This window comes from Candidatus Accumulibacter phosphatis, from assembly GCF_000024165.1.
GTDB classification, from domain to species: domain Bacteria; phylum Pseudomonadota; class Gammaproteobacteria; order Burkholderiales; family Rhodocyclaceae; genus Accumulibacter; species Accumulibacter phosphatis.
Map to the genome: position 1 here is coordinate 238,938 of NC_013194.1, position 18,996 is coordinate 257,933.

General features: G+C 61.7%; 19 protein-coding genes, 1 tRNA gene and 1 pseudogene. 13 read left to right on the forward strand and 8 right to left on the reverse strand.

The window, feature by feature from the left end:
* Nucleotides 1-120: 120 nt before the first annotated feature.
* On the reverse strand, nt 121-588 hold the full coding sequence (locus CAP2UW1_RS00990; RefSeq protein ID WP_012807003.1) for a hypothetical protein: 468 nt from the start codon (nt 586-588) through the stop codon (nt 121-123).
* Nucleotides 589-600: 12 nt separating this feature from the next.
* Nucleotides 601-1,326 (reverse strand): DUF2092 domain-containing protein, encoded by a 726-nt coding sequence (locus tag CAP2UW1_RS00995; protein ID WP_012807004.1) that lies wholly within the window; start codon nt 1,324-1,326, stop codon nt 601-603.
* Between the two features lie 120 nt (nt 1,327-1,446).
* Here CAP2UW1_RS00995 and CAP2UW1_RS01000 point away from each other — a divergent pair, with 120 nt between their 5' ends.
* From CAP2UW1_RS01000 to CAP2UW1_RS01030, 7 genes are all read left to right on the forward strand, one after another.
* Complete coding sequence (locus tag CAP2UW1_RS01000) at nt 1,447-3,126, forward strand: IS1634 family transposase (RefSeq protein WP_012807005.1); 1,680 nt, start codon at nt 1,447-1,449, stop codon at nt 3,124-3,126.
* 208 nt (nt 3,127-3,334) lie between these two features.
* Complete coding sequence (locus CAP2UW1_RS01005; protein ID WP_041567642.1) at nt 3,335-3,721, forward strand: transposase; 387 nt, start codon at nt 3,335-3,337, stop codon at nt 3,719-3,721.
* 160 nt (nt 3,722-3,881) lie between these two features.
* A complete protein-coding gene (locus CAP2UW1_RS01010) occupies nt 3,882-5,426 on the forward strand; it encodes an arylsulfatase (protein WP_041567643.1) in 1,545 nt (514 codons plus the stop codon).
* A gap of 67 nt (nt 5,427-5,493) precedes the next feature.
* Nucleotides 5,494-6,495: an HAD family hydrolase gene (locus CAP2UW1_RS01015; RefSeq protein WP_012807007.1), complete on the forward strand. Its 1,002-nt coding sequence runs from the start codon at nt 5,494-5,496 to the stop codon at nt 6,493-6,495.
* A gap of 124 nt (nt 6,496-6,619) precedes the next feature.
* Entirely contained in the window at nt 6,620-6,928 is a 309-nt protein-coding gene (locus CAP2UW1_RS01020) for a hypothetical protein (protein ID WP_199931542.1), read from the forward strand.
* A gap of 136 nt (nt 6,929-7,064) precedes the next feature.
* Nucleotides 7,065-7,844 carry a DUF2092 domain-containing protein gene (locus CAP2UW1_RS01025; RefSeq protein WP_012807009.1) on the forward strand — a complete coding sequence of 260 codons (780 nt, stop codon included), beginning with the start codon at nt 7,065-7,067 and terminating at the stop codon, nt 7,842-7,844.
* A 12-nt stretch (nt 7,845-7,856) separates the two neighbouring features.
* Entirely contained in the window at nt 7,857-8,327 is a 471-nt protein-coding gene (locus CAP2UW1_RS01030; RefSeq protein ID WP_012807010.1) for a hypothetical protein, read from the forward strand.
* A gap of 537 nt (nt 8,328-8,864) precedes the next feature.
* Here the strand turns inward: CAP2UW1_RS01030 and CAP2UW1_RS24280 are convergent.
* Nucleotides 8,865-10,036 (reverse strand): annotated as a pseudogene (locus CAP2UW1_RS24280) (IS3 family transposase); the annotation flags it as partial.
* A gap of 18 nt (nt 10,037-10,054) precedes the next feature.
* On the opposite strand from CAP2UW1_RS24280, the gene CAP2UW1_RS01045 reads away from it, so the two are divergent.
* Genes CAP2UW1_RS01045 through CAP2UW1_RS01055 form a run of 3 tightly spaced genes read left to right on the forward strand, consistent with a single transcriptional unit; the run spans nt 10,055 to nt 11,354 of the window.
* Nucleotides 10,055-10,720 (forward strand): tyrosine-type recombinase/integrase, encoded by a 666-nt coding sequence (locus CAP2UW1_RS01045; protein WP_012807013.1) that lies wholly within the window; start codon nt 10,055-10,057, stop codon nt 10,718-10,720.
* A gap of 30 nt (nt 10,721-10,750) precedes the next feature.
* Entirely contained in the window at nt 10,751-11,029 is a 279-nt protein-coding gene (locus CAP2UW1_RS01050) for a type II toxin-antitoxin system RelE/ParE family toxin (RefSeq protein ID WP_012807014.1), read from the forward strand.
* 10 nt (nt 11,030-11,039) lie between these two features.
* Nucleotides 11,040-11,354 carry a HigA family addiction module antitoxin gene (locus CAP2UW1_RS01055; RefSeq protein WP_012807015.1) on the forward strand — a complete coding sequence of 105 codons (315 nt, stop codon included), beginning with the start codon at nt 11,040-11,042 and terminating at the stop codon, nt 11,352-11,354.
* A gap of 4 nt (nt 11,355-11,358) precedes the next feature.
* On the opposite strand, the gene CAP2UW1_RS01060 is transcribed toward CAP2UW1_RS01055, so the two are convergent.
* The 3 genes from CAP2UW1_RS01060 to CAP2UW1_RS01070 all read right to left on the reverse strand — a co-directional run bounded on the left by CAP2UW1_RS01060 (nt 11,359) and on the right by CAP2UW1_RS01070 (nt 13,613).
* Nucleotides 11,359-12,609 (reverse strand): hypothetical protein, encoded by a 1,251-nt coding sequence (locus tag CAP2UW1_RS01060; protein ID WP_012807016.1) that lies wholly within the window; start codon nt 12,607-12,609, stop codon nt 11,359-11,361.
* Between the two features lie 190 nt (nt 12,610-12,799).
* Nucleotides 12,800-13,330, reverse strand: a complete 531-nt coding sequence (locus CAP2UW1_RS01065) for a hypothetical protein (protein WP_199931544.1) — start codon at nt 13,328-13,330, stop codon at nt 12,800-12,802.
* A gap of 209 nt (nt 13,331-13,539) precedes the next feature.
* Nucleotides 13,540-13,613, reverse strand: a tRNA-Thr gene (locus tag CAP2UW1_RS01070).
* A 157-nt stretch (nt 13,614-13,770) separates the two neighbouring features.
* Here CAP2UW1_RS01070 and CAP2UW1_RS01075 point away from each other — a divergent pair.
* Entirely contained in the window at nt 13,771-15,564 is a 1,794-nt protein-coding gene (locus CAP2UW1_RS01075) for a GGDEF domain-containing protein (protein WP_012807017.1), read from the forward strand.
* Nucleotides 15,565-15,601: 37 nt separating this feature from the next.
* Here the strand turns inward: CAP2UW1_RS01075 and CAP2UW1_RS01080 are convergent, their stop codons facing one another.
* The gene (locus CAP2UW1_RS01080; protein ID WP_012807018.1) at nt 15,602-16,402 is read right to left on the reverse strand and encodes a tRNA threonylcarbamoyladenosine dehydratase; all 801 of its coding nucleotides are present in this window, start codon (nt 16,400-16,402) and stop codon (nt 15,602-15,604) included.
* Nucleotides 16,399-17,496, reverse strand: coding sequence for an HD domain-containing phosphohydrolase (locus CAP2UW1_RS01085; RefSeq protein WP_412566849.1), 1,098 nt, complete (start codon nt 17,494-17,496; stop codon nt 16,399-16,401). The genes CAP2UW1_RS01080 and CAP2UW1_RS01085 overlap by 4 nt, the downstream gene beginning before the upstream one ends.
* A gap of 225 nt (nt 17,497-17,721) precedes the next feature.
* Here CAP2UW1_RS01085 and CAP2UW1_RS01090 point away from each other — a divergent pair, with 225 nt between their 5' ends.
* Both CAP2UW1_RS01090 and CAP2UW1_RS01095 read left to right on the forward strand, forming a co-directional pair.
* A complete protein-coding gene (locus tag CAP2UW1_RS01090; protein WP_012807020.1) occupies nt 17,722-18,066 on the forward strand; it encodes an FKBP-type peptidyl-prolyl cis-trans isomerase in 345 nt (114 codons plus the stop codon).
* Nucleotides 18,067-18,069: 3 nt separating this feature from the next.
* Nucleotides 18,070-18,987 (forward strand): pseudouridine synthase, encoded by a 918-nt coding sequence (locus CAP2UW1_RS01095; RefSeq protein ID WP_012807021.1) that lies wholly within the window; start codon nt 18,070-18,072, stop codon nt 18,985-18,987.
* Nucleotides 18,988-18,996 lie beyond the last annotated feature (9 nt).

Below are 18,996 nucleotides of genomic sequence, written 5' to 3' on the forward strand. Positions count from 1 at the left end.
CGCATTCGGCGATGGTCATTCGGTGGCTTCTGGAACTTGCCGCGAACGGCAGATCATCAGATAGTTTTCGGAAAACAGGAAAGAAGGACCGCGAACTCCGCGGCCCTTTTCGGCCAATCATCAATACGGTGGATTGATCACCACGTACTGAGAACCCTGGGGCTGATACCAGGTGCTGCCGCACTGCTGATAGATCAAGCCGCCGTAGTTGACCGGGACGCAGTTGGCAGGGACGGTACGCACCATTGAGCCAACGACGGCGGAAGTCACGACGACCGCGGTGGTAACTGCTGCTGCAGTCGCGACCGGGTGATAGCCATTGTCCCAGCCGCCACGGTTATCGACATTGACATTGACGTTCCTGTTCACGTTGACGTTCGTGTTGTTGACGTTATTCACGCTAGTACTTCGTACATTGTTGGCACGCACGTCGCGATTGCTGGTATTGACCTCCCGGTTGCCGCCTCCACCTGCGCGAGCGCCACCGCCGCCACCACCGAATGCGTCAGCTACCGGGGCCATCGCGAAGCTGGCCAGAACGAGAACGGTCAGGCGTGCCAAGAACAGTTTGCTGAATGTTGTTTTCATTTTGGCGCTCCCTTACTTTTTGTCCAGCGAACGAAGTTCAACTTCGGTTGCACCCTTGGGCGGCGTGAATTTGAAAACGGCGTCCGTGAAGGTCGGCTTCAGGTTCCAGTCGAGCAGGGAGACCGATTGCGGACGCGCCTCGTCGTCGCGATTGGTGATCACGATCTTGCGCGGTAGCGGCTTGCTCCCGGTCGTGATCCAGACCTGCCAGTCGATCTTGCCCTGGCGAAAGGCGTAATGATCACAAAGGTCTTGGCCGACAAAATCCTGGCCGGCATTCATGGCTGAATCGATCTTGTCGAGCGGCGCCGCCGCGGTCCCCCAGACGAATAGGTCGGACAATGGGACCTGCACGGCGTACTTTTCTTGGAGCTTAGTAACCAGCACGGCGAGGGTATCGGTGAACGCGACCGTCGAGTAGTACCTTTGTGCAGGCGTGTAGAGGGTAGCCATTTGGCCGTTGTAGAAGATTTCGCGCTCGGAACGGGCGCTGAACATCCTGGCGCGCAGCTTGTTCGGACGGTCGACCTCAAGGTCCGCGGTTGCCGAATGCTGCAACTTCTGACCATCGGCGAGAACCCGCTCGCCCGTCAATTCGGTGGACACCTGAAAGCGCTTCAGGCTCTGCAAATGGGCGCCCATGTCCTTGAGTGCCTGAATTGATGCTGGGTCGACAGCATTCGCTACTTGCTGGGCAGTACCCGCCCGAGTTCGACACTTTTCGCGTGCCAAACGCATAAACAGGGCTTCGATCGCTATAAAAACAAGGGGTTGGCGCGCAGGCGAAAATTTTGTGTAGTGACACGTTTGGCCTAAAAAGCTATTGCGATCATGTCGGTATGCGGATACAGTGGCGACATGTTCGTGAAGATCACCACGTCCGGCCCGCGCCAGTACGTCAAGCTCGTCGAGTCCTACCGGGATACCGCCGGGGTGCCTCGCCAGCGGGTCATCGCTACCCTGGGGCGCATCGAATCCGTACGATCCGGCGAGGCGGACTCGCTACTCAACGGTCTGCTGCGAGCGGCAGGCAAACCCTCCCTCGAAGAAGGAACCGGCGAGGTCGCCTTTGCGCCGGCGCTGTCGGTCGGCGATACTTGGTTGCTGACCGCCTTGTGGAAGGAACTGGGCTTTGCCGACGCCTTTCGCCGGTTGCTGCGCAACCGCCACCAGTTCGATGCGGAACGCCTCCTGCGGGTGATGGTCTTCAACCGGCTGTGTGATCCGGAGTCCAAGCTGGGGATCCTGCGTTGGCTGGAGGGCACGCGGGTTCCCGAGGTCAGCGCCGATTCGGTCACCCACCAGCACCTGCTCCGCACGATGGATACGCTGGCGGAGGGTGCCGACCGGGTGGACGACGCCCTGGCAGGCCTCTTGCGGCCGTTGATCGATCAGGAGTTGGCGATCGTCTTCTACGACCTGACGACGATCCGTGCCGAAGGAGGCACTGCCGAGTCCGAGGACTTGCGGCACTTTGGCCACGCCAAGGAGGGCGGGACGGTGCGCCAAGTGATGTTGGGGGTGGTCCAGACAGCGGAAGGCCTGCCGATCCATCACGAGGTCTTTGCCGGCAATACCGGTGAGACGACGACGCTGGTGCCGACGATCGAGAAGGTGCTGGCACGCTATCCGATCAAGCGCGTGGTCCTGGTCGCCGACCGCGGTCTGCTGAGTCTCGACAATCTCGACGCCATCCGGGCGCTGCGGGTCGACGATCAGCCGCTGGAGTTCATTCTGGCCGTCCCGGCGCGGCGCTACGGGGATTTTGACAGCCTGCTCGCCCCGTTCCACGAGAAGATCTGCCACTCGGCGACGGCAGAGGTCTTCGGTGAGCTGAAGTGGGAGGGGTTTCGTCTGATCGTTGCTCATCGCCCCGACATGGCCAGCGAGCAGAGTCGCGTGCGCGACGAGCGCATTGCCGCGCTGGAAGCGGATGCAGCACAGTGGGCGGAGAAACTCGATGCCCAAGACGCCGGCCAGACCCATCCGGGCAAGAAGCTGTCAGACGCCGGAACGATCGCCCGTTTCTACAAGGCGGTCGCTGACGCGCATCTGACGCACATCATCAAGGTCAATCTGGCCTCCGAGGTATTCACCTACGAGATTGACGAGCGTGCGCTGAAGCGCGCGCGGCTGATGGATGGCAAACTGATCCTCGTTGCCAACGTTCCGGATTCTCTCCCGGCCGAGATCGTGGCGCGCTACAAGGCGCTAGCCGACATCGAACGGGGATTCCGGGTCCTGAAGTCCGAGATCGAAATCGCACCGGTCTTCCATCGCCTGCCGGATCGCATCCGGGCGCACGCCTTGATCTGCTTCCTGGCACTGCTACTCTATCGGGTGCTGCGCCTGCGTCTGAAGGCGAAGGCCAGCCCCATTTCCCCGGAGCGCGCCCTGGAGATCGCCCGCCGGATCCAGTACCACCAGATCACGCTGCATCAACGCCAGTCGGCATCCGGCCTGTCCGCCATCACCCCCCAACAGAAGGAGCTGTTCGAAACCGTCGCCCTGCCCGAGCCCTCCGCCAGACGCCTGTAGTGCCAATTCCGCACCCGGGAATTGCGCATAAACAATCGCTTAGCCGTATTTTTGTCGAACTCGGGCTCTCGGTGCCCAAGCGCCTGCGCTATCACCTCGAACGTGATCCGGCGGTTCTGAACGTCGCGTTGCACATTTTCCTGACCGCCATTGAGCGGGTAGTTCGGCAACACAGTCCTGCCGCCAGTGCAGTGTCCGTCTCGGCGCCGTGGTCTTCATCCACCGCTTTGATGCGCTCCTGAACACCCATCTGCGCTTCCACTTGTACTTCCACTGCGTTGTGGTGGATGGCGTTTTCGACGGCGATGCGGAAGGCGGCGTCAGCTTTCGCCCGGCTAGCGGACTGGCTGCACCCGCGATTGCGGAGGTTGAGACCGCCGTGCGTCGGCGACTTCTGCGGGCTGTCGAGCGACGTTGGCTGATGTTGGCGGACGATGCTCAGGTGATGGCCGAATGGGAATACGGCGGCGACTTCTCAGTCGATGCCCAGGTGGCCACTGGCATAGACAACGGGCATCCCCGGGGGCACGCTTTTCAGGGTCCTTCAGCACTGCCTTCAAGAGATTGTCCACGACTGAAACGAAAGCGATACTGAAAAAGTGGTCTTGCATTTCCTGCTTTTTTCCCCCAAGAACATTTGTATGGTAAAAAGTTATGCTGACAGTTGAGCGGTTAATTTTTTTGGTTCATTCAGGGAGGGGTTCATGAACAAGTTTACATGGCGCCGGGCCGCTACGTGGCTCGTGGCGACAGCAATGGCGCTCATCGCGGCATCACCCGCGTTCGCGCAGGCGCAGAAAAAACCCAATATCCTCGTCATCTGGGGCGACGACATCGGCACCTGGAACATCAGCCACACCAACCGCGGCATGATGGGCTACATGACGCCTAACATCGACCGTATCGCCAGGGAAGGCGTCGGCTTTACCGATTACTACGCGCAGCAGAGCTGCACGGCGGGCCGCGCGGCCTTCATCAGCGGCTCGGTGCCGGTACGTTCCGGCATGACCAAGGTCGGCTTGCCCGGAGCCAAGGAAGGCTGGCAAAAGACCGACGTCACTATGGCTACGATTCTCAAGAGTCAGGGTTACGCCACTGGCCAGTTCGGCAAGAACCACCAGGGCGACCGCGACGAGCATCTGCCCACCGTGCATGGTTTTGACGAATTCATGGGCAGCCTTTACCACCTGAATGCCGAGGAAGAGCCCGAGAACCGCGATTATCCGCGCGACCTCAAGCTGCCCAATGGCAAGACCTTTTTGCAGCAGTTCGGCCCGCGTGGCGTGATCAAGTCCAAGGCCGACGGCAAGGGTGGCCAGACCATCGAGAACCTGGGCCCGCTGACCAAGAAGCGCATGGAGACCATCGATGAGGAATCGCTGGCCGCGGCCAAGGAGTTCCTGACTCGCCAAGCCAAAGAAGGCAAGCCCTTCTTCGTGTGGTGGAACGCCACTCGCATGCACTTCCGCACCCATGTGAAGCCAGAGCACACAGGGATCAGCGGCAAGAGTGGCGATGAATACCATGACGGCATGGTAGAGCACGATATGCACGTGGGCGAGTTGCTCAAGCTGATCGACGAGCTTGGGCTGGCCAACGACACCATCGTCCAGTATTCGACTGACAACGGCCCGCACTACAACACCTGGCCCGATGCCGGCACCACGCCTTTCCGTGGCGAGAAGAACTCGAACTGGGAAGGCGCCTACCGCGTACCGGCCTTCGTCCGCTGGCCCGGTCATTTTCCTGCCGGCACGACGCTGAACGGCATCGTCTCGCATGAGGACTGGCTGCCGACTTTTGCCGCCGCCGCCGGCGCGCCCGACATCAAGGAAAAGCTACTCAAGGGCGCGACTCTGAACGGTCGCAGCTACAAGAACCATATCGATGGCTACAACCAGCTTGATTACCTGAGCGGCAAGACCAACGAATCGCCACGCAAAGAGTTCATCTATGTGGGTGACGACGGCGCCGTGATGGCCATTCGCGTCGGTGACTGGAAGGCTGTTTATCTCGAGAACCGCGGCTACCAGCTGGACGTGTGGCGTGAGCCTGTGGCTCATCTGCGTTTGCCGCTGGTGTTCAATTTGCGCCGCGATCCGTTCGAGAAATCACAGCATAATTCCAACACGTATCACGACTGGATGATTGACCGGGCGTACGTGCTGATCCCACTGCAGGCCGTGGCCACCAAGTTCCTGCTGACCTTGAAGGACTTCCCGCCCAGCCAGACGCCGGGCGATTGGAGCCTTGATTCGCTGGAAAAGCAGATCAAGGGCATGACCACTTCAGGCAAATAAGTTGATCTGCATCGGGGCACCGTCATGGTTGACGGCGCCCCGTTTTTCATTGAAAAACGGGGTTTTCATGAAGAAGATACTGAGCAAGATAGCCGCTGTTTTGCTGAGCGCGGCGGCAGCGATGGCCTTTGCGGCCCCGGTCGTCGACCCACTGCCCTCCTGGAACGACACCGCGTCCCGACGTGCCATCGTCGAGTTTGTCGAGAAGGTGACGCACGAAGCCTCCCCCAACTATGTGCCGGCGCCCGAGCGCATTGCCACTTTTGACAATGACGGCACGCTGTGGGCCGAGCAGCCGATGTATTTTCAGGCCTTTTTCATCGTCGACCGCATCAAGGCGCTGGCGCCGAAGCATCCGGAGTGGACAACGCAAGAGCCGTTCGCGTCGGTGCTCAAGGGCGACATGAAAGCGGCGCTGGCGGGCGGCGAGAAGGCGCTGCTGGAAATGGTCATGGCCACCCACGCAGGCATGAGTACGGCGGAATTCGAGCAGATCGTCAAGGACTGGATTGCCACTGCGAAGCACCCGAAGACGGGGCGGCCGTTTACCGAGATGGTCTATCAGCCGATGCTCGAACTGCTCGCCTACCTGCGTGCCAACGGCTTCAAGACCTACATCGTCTCCGGGGGCGGCATCGAGTTCATGCGTCCGTGGACGGAGAAGGTTTATGGCGTGCCGCCGGAACAGGTCATTGGCAGCAGCATCAAGACAAAATATGAAATCCGCGACGGCAAGCCGGTGCTGGTGCGTCTGCCGGAGATCAACTTCATCGACGACAAGGCTGGCAAGCCGGTCGGCATCAACCAGCAGATCGGTCGTCGACCGATCGCCGCGTTCGGCAATTCCGACGGCGATTTGCAGATGCTGCAATGGACGACTGCCGGCGCCGGGCCGCGCTTCGCGCTCATCGTCCACCATACCGATGCCGAACGCGAATGGGCTTACGACCGCAAGTCGCACATCGGCAAGCTCGACAAGGCGCTCGACGAAGCGCAAGCGCGCGGTTGGACGGTGGTGGATATGAGGCGCGACTGGAAGACAGTCTTCGCAGCGCCAACAAAGCAATGAACCACCCGTCGGGCAGGATGGCTAGCTCCCCCGAGCACTCTTTCTCGCCCATCGACAACGAGCCGCCACTGCGCTGGCAGCGCAAGCTCGGGTGGTCACCAGCGCATTCCTGTGGCTGTTACCGTTGCTGATGCTGGCGCCCGCGTTGTTGGCGGCCAAGCGGCGGGCGCGTCCGGCCTACGCCGCGCTGGTCGGCGAGCACGAGCGCATGGTGCACCGGCGCTGGATACTGCGCGAGCCGGTGGCCGACCCGACGCTGCTCGAAGCCGCCGAGATCGGGCCGGTCGCCGATACCGCAGCCATCTATCACGCAGTAAAGGCCATGCGCCCGGCGCCGATCGGCATGCGTGCGATGGTTGCAATCATGCTGCCAATAGCGCTGCCGATGTTGCTGGCCGCCGCGCTGCAAATCCAATCAAGGATATCGTCCTAAAATTGCTCAAGGCGCTTGTATGAACGACAATGCTTAACGATATTCACCGAAGTTTTTGTTGGCTGTACTTTGACCTTCCCCGAATGGCATTTGCCTTAATTGCCAGTCCTTTTTTATTACTCCCGAGGAGATAACCATGGTAAGAAAAAAACTGGTGCTCAGCCTGCTGGCAATCTCGCTTGCAGCGCCCGGCATCCATGCACAGACGGCGCCGGCTGCCGCCCCCGCTGCCGTACCGGCGGTGGCAAATGCGGTCGATCCGGCATCGATTCAGGCCCTCAAGAACATGGGTGCGTATCTGCAGACCCTGAAACGTTTCCAGGTGTCCACCGAGCTGACTGGCGAGCGTGTTCTCGCCGACGGTCAGAAGCTGCAGCACATGGCGACGGCGGACATGGACGTCGAGCGTCCGAACCGGCTACACGCCCGGATTTGGAGCGCCCGGGCCGAACGCGAACTGATCTACGACGGCAAGACGGCTACGCTCTATACGCCGGCGCAGAAGTACTACTCGACCGTCGAGTTTTCCGGCAACCTCGGCGAACTGATCAACAAGCTGGAAGAGCGCTATGGCGTGGAAGTGCCGCTGGCCGACATGTTCATCTGGGGTACGCCGGCAGCATCGTTCGACAAGATCGAATCGGCAATGAATGCCGGTCAGGACTTCATCGGCAAGGACCTCTGCGACCACTACGCCTTCCGTCAGGGAATGTTCGACTGGCAGATCTGGATCACCACCGGTGACAAGCCGCTGCCGCGCAAGCTCGTGATCACCAATCGCAATGACGACGCTCGTCCCCAGTCGCTCCAACTGATCGCCTGGAACCTGAAGCCGACGTTCAAGGACGCGGTTTTCAGGTTCACGCCGCCCAAGGGCGCGACCGCGGTTGAAATTCGTCCGCTGGTTCAGAAGTAAAGGAGAGCCCACATGAAAAAATCATTCAGCAAAATCTTCCTGGCCCCCCTGACGGTTCTCGTTCTGGCCAGTTTCGCCATGGCTCCAGTGGCTGAGGCACGCGGCGGTGGCGGTCACTTTAGCGGTGGTGGTGGTGGCGGCAACCGGCAGGTCAACAACGCCCGTGCCGACGTGCGCACCAACAATGTCCGGAACACCAGTGTCAACAACGTCAACGTCAACCGGAACGTCAACGTCAATGCCAACAATAACCGTGGTGGCTGCTGCAACGGCGGCTGGGATAACAACTATCACCCGGTGGCGACGGCGGCGGCGGTCACTGCTGCGGTGGTCGTGACTTCGGCCGTCGTTGGCTCAATGGTGCGCACCGTGCCGGCCGGCTGCGTCCCAGTGAACTATGGTGGCATGATCTATCAGCAGTGCGGCAGCACCTGGTATCAACCCCAGGGTTCCCAGTATGTCGTCATCAATCCGCCGTATTGACCGGCCGAGCAAAAGAAAGACCGCGCTGCGCGGTTTTTTTGGTGCGGATATCTCCGATAGCCCGGCACCAGGATAAGACGAACAGCCTCGCTCGTCGGGGACGACTCGTGCCAGTGGCGACCTGCACGGTAAACCTCCGCCACCCAGGTGGCCACTGGCATGGATAATGGGCATCCCCGGGGCGAGGTTTCAGGGCTGATCAGGAACATTCGGCACGAAATCAACGATTAACAGAGACCGAAATGGCCCAGACACTGCCAAAGGTTGGATTGAAATCCTATCCTTCGCTACCCCACCAGGGTATGGCCCTGCGCTCTTTCATAACAAGTGAACATACATGGAGCTCTACTCTTGTTCTAAAGTGGTCCCCGAAGTCAAGACAAAAATTAGCTCGGTTTAAGCTGTGCTTTCAACTGCAGTAGCAGCTGGACGGCGCTGCCCCGGTTTTGCTGTTGGTTTGGTCGTTGCTGTTGATTCTGATGTTGATCTGGCTTCTGCGGGTGGGGAATCGCCTGTGGAGCGTAGCGGAACAGGCGATTCCCCACCCGCGCCGCCGAATTTGTCGAGGATCAAGGCCCCACCACCGATAGCGGTGCGATAGACCACATCGGGCGTCTTGTCACTCAGCGACTGGTGCGGACGCTCGCCGTTGTAGAAGGCGAAGTACTCGGCCAATCCGACCGTCAATTCGCCCAAGGTGGCGTAGCCCTTCAGATACACGTCCTCGTGCTTGACGCTGCGCCAGAGTCGCTCGACAAAGATGTTGTCGAACACCCGGCCCCGCCCGTCCATGCTGATCACCACCCCTTCACGTTTCAGCACATCGGTGAAGGCAGTGCTGGTGAACTGACTGCCTTGATCGCTATTGAAGATCTCCGGCCTGCCGTGAGTGCGCAAGGCATCTTCCAGGCAATCGACACAGAAGGCCGCTTCCATGCTGTTGCTGATCCGCCAGCTGAGGACCTTGCGGCTATACCAGTCAATCACCGCGACCAGGTAGGCGAAGCCACGCGCCAGCCGGATGTAGGTGATGTCGGTGCTCCAGACCTGGTTGGGCCTGACCACAGGCACTCCGCGCAGCAGGTAGGGATAGACCTGGTGCTCTGGGTGCGGACGGCTGGTGTTCGGGCCCGGCGCCATGCCGGCTAACCCCAGCAACCGCATCAGGCGTTGCACCCGTTTGCGGTTGACCGTGTGACCCGCCTTCCCAAGGAAGATCACCATCCGGCGGCTGCCGTAGAACGGGTGCCGAGTGTACTCCTCGTCGATCAGGCGACTGTACAGGAGATCGCTGGCATCGACCACCGCCGGTTTTTGCTGCGCATAGATCGTCGACCGGCAGACCCCGGCCAGGACGCACTGCTGCACCATGGCGACCGCCTCCCCTGGGTCGATCCACCCTTACCGGATCATGACGGGCTGATCCCGGACTTTTTTTTGAGCCAGTCCAATTCCATCTTCAACTTGCCGATCTCGCTGTACAGCCGCTCCGGCTCCCGGTGGGCGGCCAGCGGCTTGGGACCTCGCTTACCTTCAAACAGCGTCTTCGCCTGATCCTGGATAGCCTTCTTCCACTGCCCAACCTGAACCGGATGGACGCCATACTCCTGGCCAATCTCGTTGATCGTCTTCACCCCTCGCACGGCCTCCAGACCCACCTTCGCCTTGAACTCCGGTGTATGTACCTTCCGCGTCTTCGTTTCACTCATCGTTCCTTGCTCCCTACCTTGGCGCACAGCTTAAACTACTGTCTGAATTCCGGGGACCACTATAACCGGACGCTATCCGCCGACGAGCTGCGCGCCTATCTCGCCGAGCTTGGCGACAACCTCGCCGACCAAGCGCTACTGCTGACACTGCTGGCCGGCGGGCAACGCGTGGCGCAACTGTTGCGCCCCAAGGTGAGCGACTATGACACGGGCACGGCCACCCTTCGTCTGTGGGATGCCAAAGGCCGGACAACGTCACCGCGGGAGCACCTGCTACCCCTGGCGCCACGAGCCGCCGCACTGGTGGCGCATTTGATCGCCCGCGCCGAAGCGAAAGGATCGCCGCTGCTGTTCTCGACGTATGGCCAGACTCAATTGGCAGACACGACGCCCGGCAAGCGCGCCGCGGAAATCGGCGCCGCCGTGACTGGCGAGCCGTTCGACCTACGAGACATTCGCCGCACGTGCGAAACGATGCTGGCGAGCATGGGCATATCCCGCGACACCCGCGCGCAATTGCTGAGTCACGGCCTGTCAGGCGTGCAGGTTTCCCACTACGACCGGGACGCCTACACCGACGAGAAGCGCGCCGCATTGATGGCCTGGGAAAGCCGGCTTCACGAGATCGCTACCGGAACGGCACGTTCCAATGTCCTCTCGATGAAGCAAAGAAACGCCACTTGATACCCGTAACGTATCGCTATACACTTAAGCATGATAAAGAGTTTCCAGCACAAGGGGCTGCAAGCCTTCTTCGAGACGGGCAGCAAGGCCGGCATTCAACCTCACCACTCGCAAAAGCTGCTGCGCCTACTGGCGCGACTGGATGTTGCCAAGGTGCCGGAGGACATGAACCTTCCGGGCTGGCGGCTGCATAGCCTTGCCGGCAATCTGGCCGGGTTCCATTCGGTGTCGGTGAACGGCAATTGGCGCATGACCTTCACCTTTGAAGATGGCGACGCCGTACTGGTTGATTATCTGGACTACCACTAGGAGAAGACCCATGAACAGGATGCACGCCTACCCCCACCCCGGCGAGGCGCTACGTGAAGACGTTCTGCCCGCTCTGGGCCTGAGCGTCACTGCCGCCGCTGCACAACTTGGCGTGACTCGCGCCGCGCTGTCGCGCGTGCTGAACGGCCGCGCCGCCATTTCTCCGGAGATGGCCCTGCGGCTTGAAGGCTGGCTTGGCGTCGAGAATGGCGGGCGTGCCGATGCCTGGATAGCGCAGCAAGCCGCCTTCGATCTGTGGAAGGCACGGCAGGCAGGTGCACCGACGGTTCGGCGGGCACAAGTCGAGATCGCCCCCACGGTATAGGCGCTTAAGCGGGTGTTGAAGCAAACATGTTGGTGTTAGTGTTTGAGCCAGGAGCAACCGTGATGAGCAGGGTATCGAAGGTGCGACGCAACTCGCGCTGGAGATTCTCGTAGTGTTGATCAAGGGCCTGGATGTTCTTCGGTGGTGGTCCGAGGTGTGGTGTCCCGGCGCCGGCGAGAACGGGTTTGATGACTTTCTCCCGGAGGATGAGCCAGCCAGCGAGAATGCTGATTCCCGTCGGCTGGGGTCGGTAGCGGCGCGTCTTGGCGATACGCTCGATGAGGCACTTGCCACGGAGCTTCATGAGATCGTAGGCGGCCTGCCGCCCGGTGTAGGCGTCGCGCGAGACTTCAGGCAGCGACGGACGCACTTCGTCAGCCAGCTCTTGTACCGTGAACCCGTCGGGATTGGGCGCGAGGTGCAGGATGGCTTCGGCGACCGAGCGCATGCGCGGCTTTTGCAGATCAACGCCGGACAGGCGGCGATTGCCGCGCTCGGTCGGTTCGATGAGGGAGTCGAGCACGCCATCGGGAAGGAAGCTGACATGGGCGGCCTGCATCGCGTTGAGAAAGTCGATCGCCATGTGCTGGAGCTTGGCCAGCATGATCGAGAGTTTCTCCAGCGAACGCCCGCAGCGCAGTTCCTTGATGTTGTGGGCGATGGCCTCGGCGCGCAGCACGCGCGCGCCCTTGTCGTAGAGCTTCAGGGTCAGCGCGCCGAAATGCACCTTGAACACCGTCAGATCGTAGGCTGATTGATCGACGATACGAGCCACGCCGTGGCTCCTGTCGGCACGCCAGCGGGGGCGTTGTTTGCGGCCGAACAGCGTGCGCAGGATCGGCACGTCGAGCAGACGCCGGGTACGATCAATCAAGCCCTGGAAGACCGCATCCAGGGTGGTGCCACGGACGAACAAGAGATTGCGACTGTACTCGATCTGATAGACCGAGTAGCGGTACCGGAAGCGGCTGCGCTCTTGCTCCTCGATCGTCAGAGCGAAACACAGGCAGCTCGAGTACACCCAACGGTCACAGACCTTGGCCAGTCGCCCTATGGCGTGCTCATCGCACAAGGTATCTGCGAGCTGATCCAAAGCCTGGAACGAACCCCCGACGAAGCAGTTACCCTCCTTCTCCAAGGAGATGGCCTGCTGGCCGAGCGGAAAGTAGCCGTTGAGCACGATGCGATCCACGCAGTCATAACGGCCTTCCAGAAGCTCCTCGTAATACGCAGACAAGTCATCGGGTTGTTTCATCGGAAGAGCCTCCGCGCACACCGGAAAATCCCGTTCCTCCTTTGACAGGCGCAGAGCCAACGGTTTCTTTCCTCTCACCCGGCGGGGTGAACTGCCGTTCGCCCTGAGCTACCCATGTCGCGGCCGTTGAGCGATCAGCTGGCCATCCAATGCCGATCCGGGCGTCATGGCATCACACCATCCCGACCACTCAGTCTTCGGCGGTTCTCCGAAGGAGAACCTCTTTTCCCAAGCGCAGTCTTGGGAAAAGCCTAGTTCCTTCGTCGATGCTTCCCCCGACCATCGGACTGCTGTAGGTGTTCGCCGTAAAGGCGCCAGCAGGAGCAGGCTGAACGTAGGTCGTTTGCGTCCCCGGCATATAGACGGTTCCCACGGACGCGATTGCCTCGCTTCCAAATACAACCGCATCTCCTCCGGCAACGACAACCGCGTCGATCATCTGGCGCTTGGCCGCATCACGCGTGAGTTGTTTGTCTGCTAGACCGTGCCGATAAGTTGATGTTGTCTTCGCCAGAATCTTGAACGGGCGGTTCGGGGAACCCTGAACCCACACGTCAATCTCGCGGTTGCCTTGCTTGACCGTTTCGACAGCCCCGCGTTGCCCAATCACGACTTCTTTTCCAGGGGGCGATGCCCATCGCGCCACTTCAGTATGGGCGCAGGCAGCGAGGACAAGGATCGCGCCAAGTTGAACAACAAGACGACTGAGATGATTCGTCACAGGCTTTCGCTCCCGGCAAAGTTGGTGGCGCGAGCCTCGCCCGATGATCGCCGAGGCGTTACAGCATGGCCGCGGAATGAATGGCCTTTTGAGGGGCGCCGCCGGGCCGATGCGTGGATTCGGGTTGCCGAAATCTGCTTACCATTTGCTTACCGAAGGGCGTATAGAGAAGGACAGACTTTATGTTCCTGGCTAAGTGATTGTTTTCGTGGTGCCCCCGGTCGGAATCGAACCAACACCTGATGATTACAAATCAACTGCACGACCTTCATGCTACGGGGGCTGCCGGCTGCTGCGGTGCGCCATTATAGCCCAAGGCGGCTGGACGCGACTTGTCTGCAGGGGTGCGCCGCGGAGGGTTCGGCCGGACCGAGGACCCATCCTTTCACGGTCGTCGAGCCACTGATAGAATGCGCTGACTGCTTTTTCGGTGTGGAGCCATGCCAAGCTTGTCGAACCCTTCGGAAATTGCGCGGGAGGCCTTGCGTCTGCTGGCTGCCCGCCGGATGTCTCCATCCCCCGAGAATTATCGGGCGCTCTACTACGAGATAGCCGGTATCGCCGATCACGTGGCGGAAGCATTCCCGGAACAGGATCTGAAAGCGCTTCCGGCATCGCTTCCGCGCGCGACGGCAAGTCAGCAGCGCTTGGCCAAACGCTTCGAGCAGGCGCTTGGGGGGCGGAACTGGGAGGAAGTCCAGGCGGGCGTTGCCGAGTTGGCCAAGGAGATCGGCCGGGAGCAGGACCTGCCCTGGAGCGAGTTGCTGGGCGAGTTTCTCCGCCAGTGGGAAGGCAAGCAGGCCGGTCTTACCGTCGCCCGCAAGCGCGAGGCGCTCGAACGTGTGCTGGCCGGCGGCTCGACCAATCGCGAGCTGTTGTTCGGAAGGCTGCAGGGACTGGTCAAATCATGGTCGCTCAACGCTCCGGTGGCCGACGAGATCCCCCTCGTCGAGCCAGAGACCCTGGCTGCCCCTTCGAGCGCCGCCGTGATGGCCGCCGAGGGCGGTGCAACGCCCAGTGCGGGTACCACCAGCGAGCCAGCGGCCGAGTTGCGCGAACTGTTCGCCTACACGCTCGAAGCGGTCATCACCACACAACTCGGGGATGAGCCGGAACTGGCCGCCGAGGCTCGCGATCTGGCGCACAAGGTTCGCACCACCATGTCGCGCGCGGCCATGGATGGGTTGCTCACGGCCATCAAGCGTTTCGCCTTCCGCCTCGATATTCTCGCCGAAGACCGTGGCGAACTGCGCGCCGGTCTGCTCAACCTGCTGCAATTGTTGATTCAGAATGTCGGCGAACTGGTTGTCGAGGACCACTGGCTGAAAGGTCAGATCGACATCGTTCGTGACATCGTCGCCCAGCCCTTGAGCCTGCGCTCGATTGGCGACGCCGAGAGTCGGCTCCGGGAAGTGATCTTCAAGCAAAGCCAGCTCAAGCACAGCCTCAACGAAGCCAAGGAAGCGCTCAAGCAGATGCTCGCGGGTTTCGTCGATCACCTGGCCGAGTTTGCCGATTCGACTTCCGACTATCATGACAAGATCGAGGTCTGCGCCGACCGGATCAGCAAGGCGGAGGACATCAACCAGCTCGAAGACGTCCTCGCCGAGGTGATTCGCGAGACACAGATCATTCAGTTGAACGCCCAGCGATCGCGAGACGACCTGCGTAACGCCAAACTGCGTGTGGAAGAGGCCGACAAGCGCATCAGCGAGTTGCAGGCGGAACTCGACAGGGCCAGTACACTGGTTCGCCACGATCAGCTGACCGGGGCGCTCAACCGCCGTGGCCTCGAGGAAGCGTTCGGCAAGGAGACGGCGCGTTCCCGGCGGCGGCAGTCCTGCCTCTGCGTAGCCTTGCTCGACATCGACAACTTCAAGAAACTCAACGACTCACTGGGACATGACGCCGGCGACGCGGCGCTGATTCACCTGGCGACGGTCATCCGCGAGACGATGCGGCCCCAGGACACCATCGCCCGCTATGGCGGCGAGGAATTCATCATTCTGTTGCCCGATACCTCGATCGAAGACGCGCAAACGGCCATCGTGCGCCTGCAGCGCGAACTGACGCGGCGCATCTTCCTGCACAACAACGATCGGCAGTTGATCACCTTCAGCGCCGGCGTGACGGACTTCCGCGCCGAGGATACACAGCTTTCGGTGACCAAACGGGCCGACGAGGCCATGTATGCCGCCAAGCAGGCGGGCAAGAACCGGGTGCTGGTCGGCTGAGCGCCCGTCGTTTTCGGGGTTAGCGGCCAATCCTGCGTCAGGCGAGCGCCTCTGCGACCGGAGACTTGCCGCCGGCGAGCGCCCTCAGCGCTTCCCCGGCCGCCAGAAGGCCGAAAGGCGCCGTCACGCAGACTGACGAGCCGAAGCCCGCACAGTTCAGACCGCTCAGCGCGCGCGGCTCCGCGCAGCCGATCGCGCGATCCGGATAGCGCAGTGCTTCGCCCGAGAAGACGGCCGGAATGCCGAACTTCTTCTTTGCCTCTCGAGTGAAGCCGTAGTCCTTGCGCAGCAGTGCGCGTACCCTGGCCAGCAGCGGGTCCTGAATCGTCAACGCGAGATCGGCGACGCGGATTTGCGTCGGATCGATCTGGCCGCCGGCGGCACCCGCGGTGATCAGAGGAACGCCGCGACGCTTCGACCAGTCGATCATCGCCGCTTTGCTGCGCACCTGGTCGATGGCGTCGATCACATAGTCGAAGTGACCGGCAAGAATCGTGTCGACATTCTCCGGGGTCACGAAATCCTCGATTTCGGTAACCAGGCAGGCCGGGTTGATCGACTGGATCCGCTGCGCCATGGCGCTGACCTTGGCCTTGCCGAATTCTCCCTCGAGCGCATGCACCTGCCGGTTGACGTTCGACTCGGCAACCATGTCGAGATCAACCAGCGTGATCCGGCCGACCGCCGAACGCGCCAGGCCTTCGACCGCCCAAGAACCAACACCGCCGATGCCGACGACAGCAACATGGGCACTCTGCAAACGGCTCAGTGCGCCGGCGCCATAGAGGCGGGCAATGCCGCCGAAACGGCGTCCAGGATCGCCTGCCGTTTCGCTCATCGCGCGTCGGCGGCCCGCCGGATGACGCGATTGAACGGCTCGATCCACTCGGGGGCAAACTGGGTGTCACAGGCATTGATCTCGGCGATCGCGCGCAGCAGCGAACGGGTTCGACCATGGCTGCCATGCTTCAGCATCACCGCTTCATAGGCGTCGACGATGGCCAGGAGCTTGGCGCCGGGGCAGATCTGCGCCGCCTTGTGCGCCGCCGGGTAGCCCTTGCCATCGGGGGTTTCATGGTGTTGGGCAACCATTTCGGCAGCTCCTGCCCAACCGGACATCCGCGCCAGCAGGCCAGCGGCGTACGCGGGATGGGTGCGCAGCATCGCCTTCTCCTCGGCCGTCAGGGCGCTCGTCTTCAACCACGCCGATTCCGGGAGAAACATCATTCCGATGTCGTGCATATACACGGCCGCTTCGAGTTGCAGCGGGTCGATCGTTTCGCCGGCCAGTCGGTTGGTTTCCAGTGCCAGACGCAGCAGGCGCAGCGTGCGGCCCTTGAAAATCGGTGAGCGGGCTTCGAACTGGTCGGCCAGTGTGTGGAAGAAACGCAGGTCATCGTCTGTCGGAGAGTTCGCGGTGCTGCGCAGGCCCGGCGCTTCGCGGCGAGTCGACACGGCCGTCGCAGAGACCGGGCGAAAACCGGTGACCGCCTCGATGACCTCGGCGACGCAATCCTCGAACTGCCCGGTGGGTGCCGACGCCAGTCTTTCCAGTCCTTCGACGAGAGACACGAGATGCAGGCCGTCGAGTCTGTCACCGGCCGACAGCCCGGCCATCGCCAGTTCGAGACGATCGATGGTCAGCAAGATGACTTCGGCAATCTGCTCGCTGAAGGGCAACTCGCCTTGGCGCACGCGGTCGAGAATGCTCTCCACGGGGTGCACAATGGCCACCGCCAGATCAAGTCGGCAGATTGTCGCGTCACCCTTGATGCTGTGCAAAGCGCGAAACAGGCTGCCGATCGCCCCCCGATCCGCCGGCGTGCTCCGCAGGTGAGCGATGTCGCCTTCGATGCCCGGTGCGTAGTCGCGCAGCGAATCGATAAAGTCCTGCAACGTCTCCCTGTCGGCAGCGACAGGGGCAACGATCATCTGCCTATCCATGCTCTATCCCCGCTGAGTCGTGCCCGAGAGTTTAACGGAAACACCGACCGAGCGTTGCCTGCGCACGCCACCGCACGTGGGCAACCGAGCAGCATCGGCGATCGTCGGGCGGCTTGTTCGCTGTCCTCGCCAGCAGCGGCGTCACGGATTGAACTGGCTCCGCGGCCGCTAGCTGGGCTAAACTTCGGGTTTTTTTGAACGCGAGGATAAGTCATGCCCATCGTCACTACCCCCAGTGGTCTCCAGATCGAAGAAATCATCGTCGGCAGTGGCCCCACCGCCAGCGTCGGTCAGCACGTCATCGTCCATTACACGGGCTGGCTGGCCGATGGCAAGAAGTTCGATTCGAGCAAGGATCGCAACGAGCCCTTCCGTTTTCCGCTCGACGGGAGACATGTCATTGCCGGCTGGGAAGAAGGCGTTCCCGGGATGAGCGTCGGCGGCATTCGGAAGTTGACCATTCCCGCCGACCTGGCTTACGGCGCGCGTGGCGCGGGCAAGATGATCCCACCGAATGCCAAGCTGGTATTCGAGATCGAGTTGCTCGATATTGCCTGATCGATGGCCGAGCGGCCGCGCAAGACGCTGCTGAGCCGCCCACCGCCCGCCGCGGACGGCGTCGCGACGACCGGCACCGGCCATCCGCCGCACCCGGCGCGCGGACGCCTGGTGCGCGCGCCGGCGGTGTCACCGCGGGTCGTGCCCGGATCTCCCGCGACGAAAGTAGCCGCAACTGTCGTCAGCGCGCCACCAGGCGGCGTGCGCATCTCCAAGCTGATGGCCGAGCGCGGTCTGTGTTCGCGCCGCGATGCGGATGACTACATCGCGCGTGGCTGGGTCTTCGTCGATGGCCGGCGGGTCAGCGAACTGGGCACTCGCGCTGACCCTGGCGCGGCGATCACCCTGGACACGGCCGCCCAGACGCAGCAGCGAAAGCAGATGACGATCCTGCTGCACAAGCCGGTGGGCTACGTCTCGGGGCAGCCCGAACCCGGCTGTACGCCGGCGGTGACCCTGATTCAGCCGGAACGACAGTTTCGCACGCCGGACACGCCGGTTTTTCACCCCTCCTGCCTGAGGGGACTGGCGCCTGCCGGACGTCTTGACATCGATTCCACCGGTTTGCTGGTGCTCACCCAGGATGGACGTGTCGCGCGCCAGTTGATCGGTGAGGAGTCGACGGTCGAAAAAGAGTACCTGGTACGCGTCGACGGCCGCCTTGCCGACAAGGATCTGGCCCTGCTCAATCACGGACTGAGTCTCGATGGGCGGCAGTTGAAGCCTGCCAGGGTCGAATGGCTCAACGACGACCAGCTTCGTTTCGTTCTGCGCGAGGGTAGAAAGCGACAGATCCGGCGAATGTGCGAGCTGGTCGGGCTGCGCGTGACCGGCCTCAAGCGCGTCCGCATCGGCGCCGTAAGGCTGGCCGATCTGCCGCTTGGGCAATGGCGCTTCCTGCGTCCGGACGAGGTCTTTTGATGGCTGCGC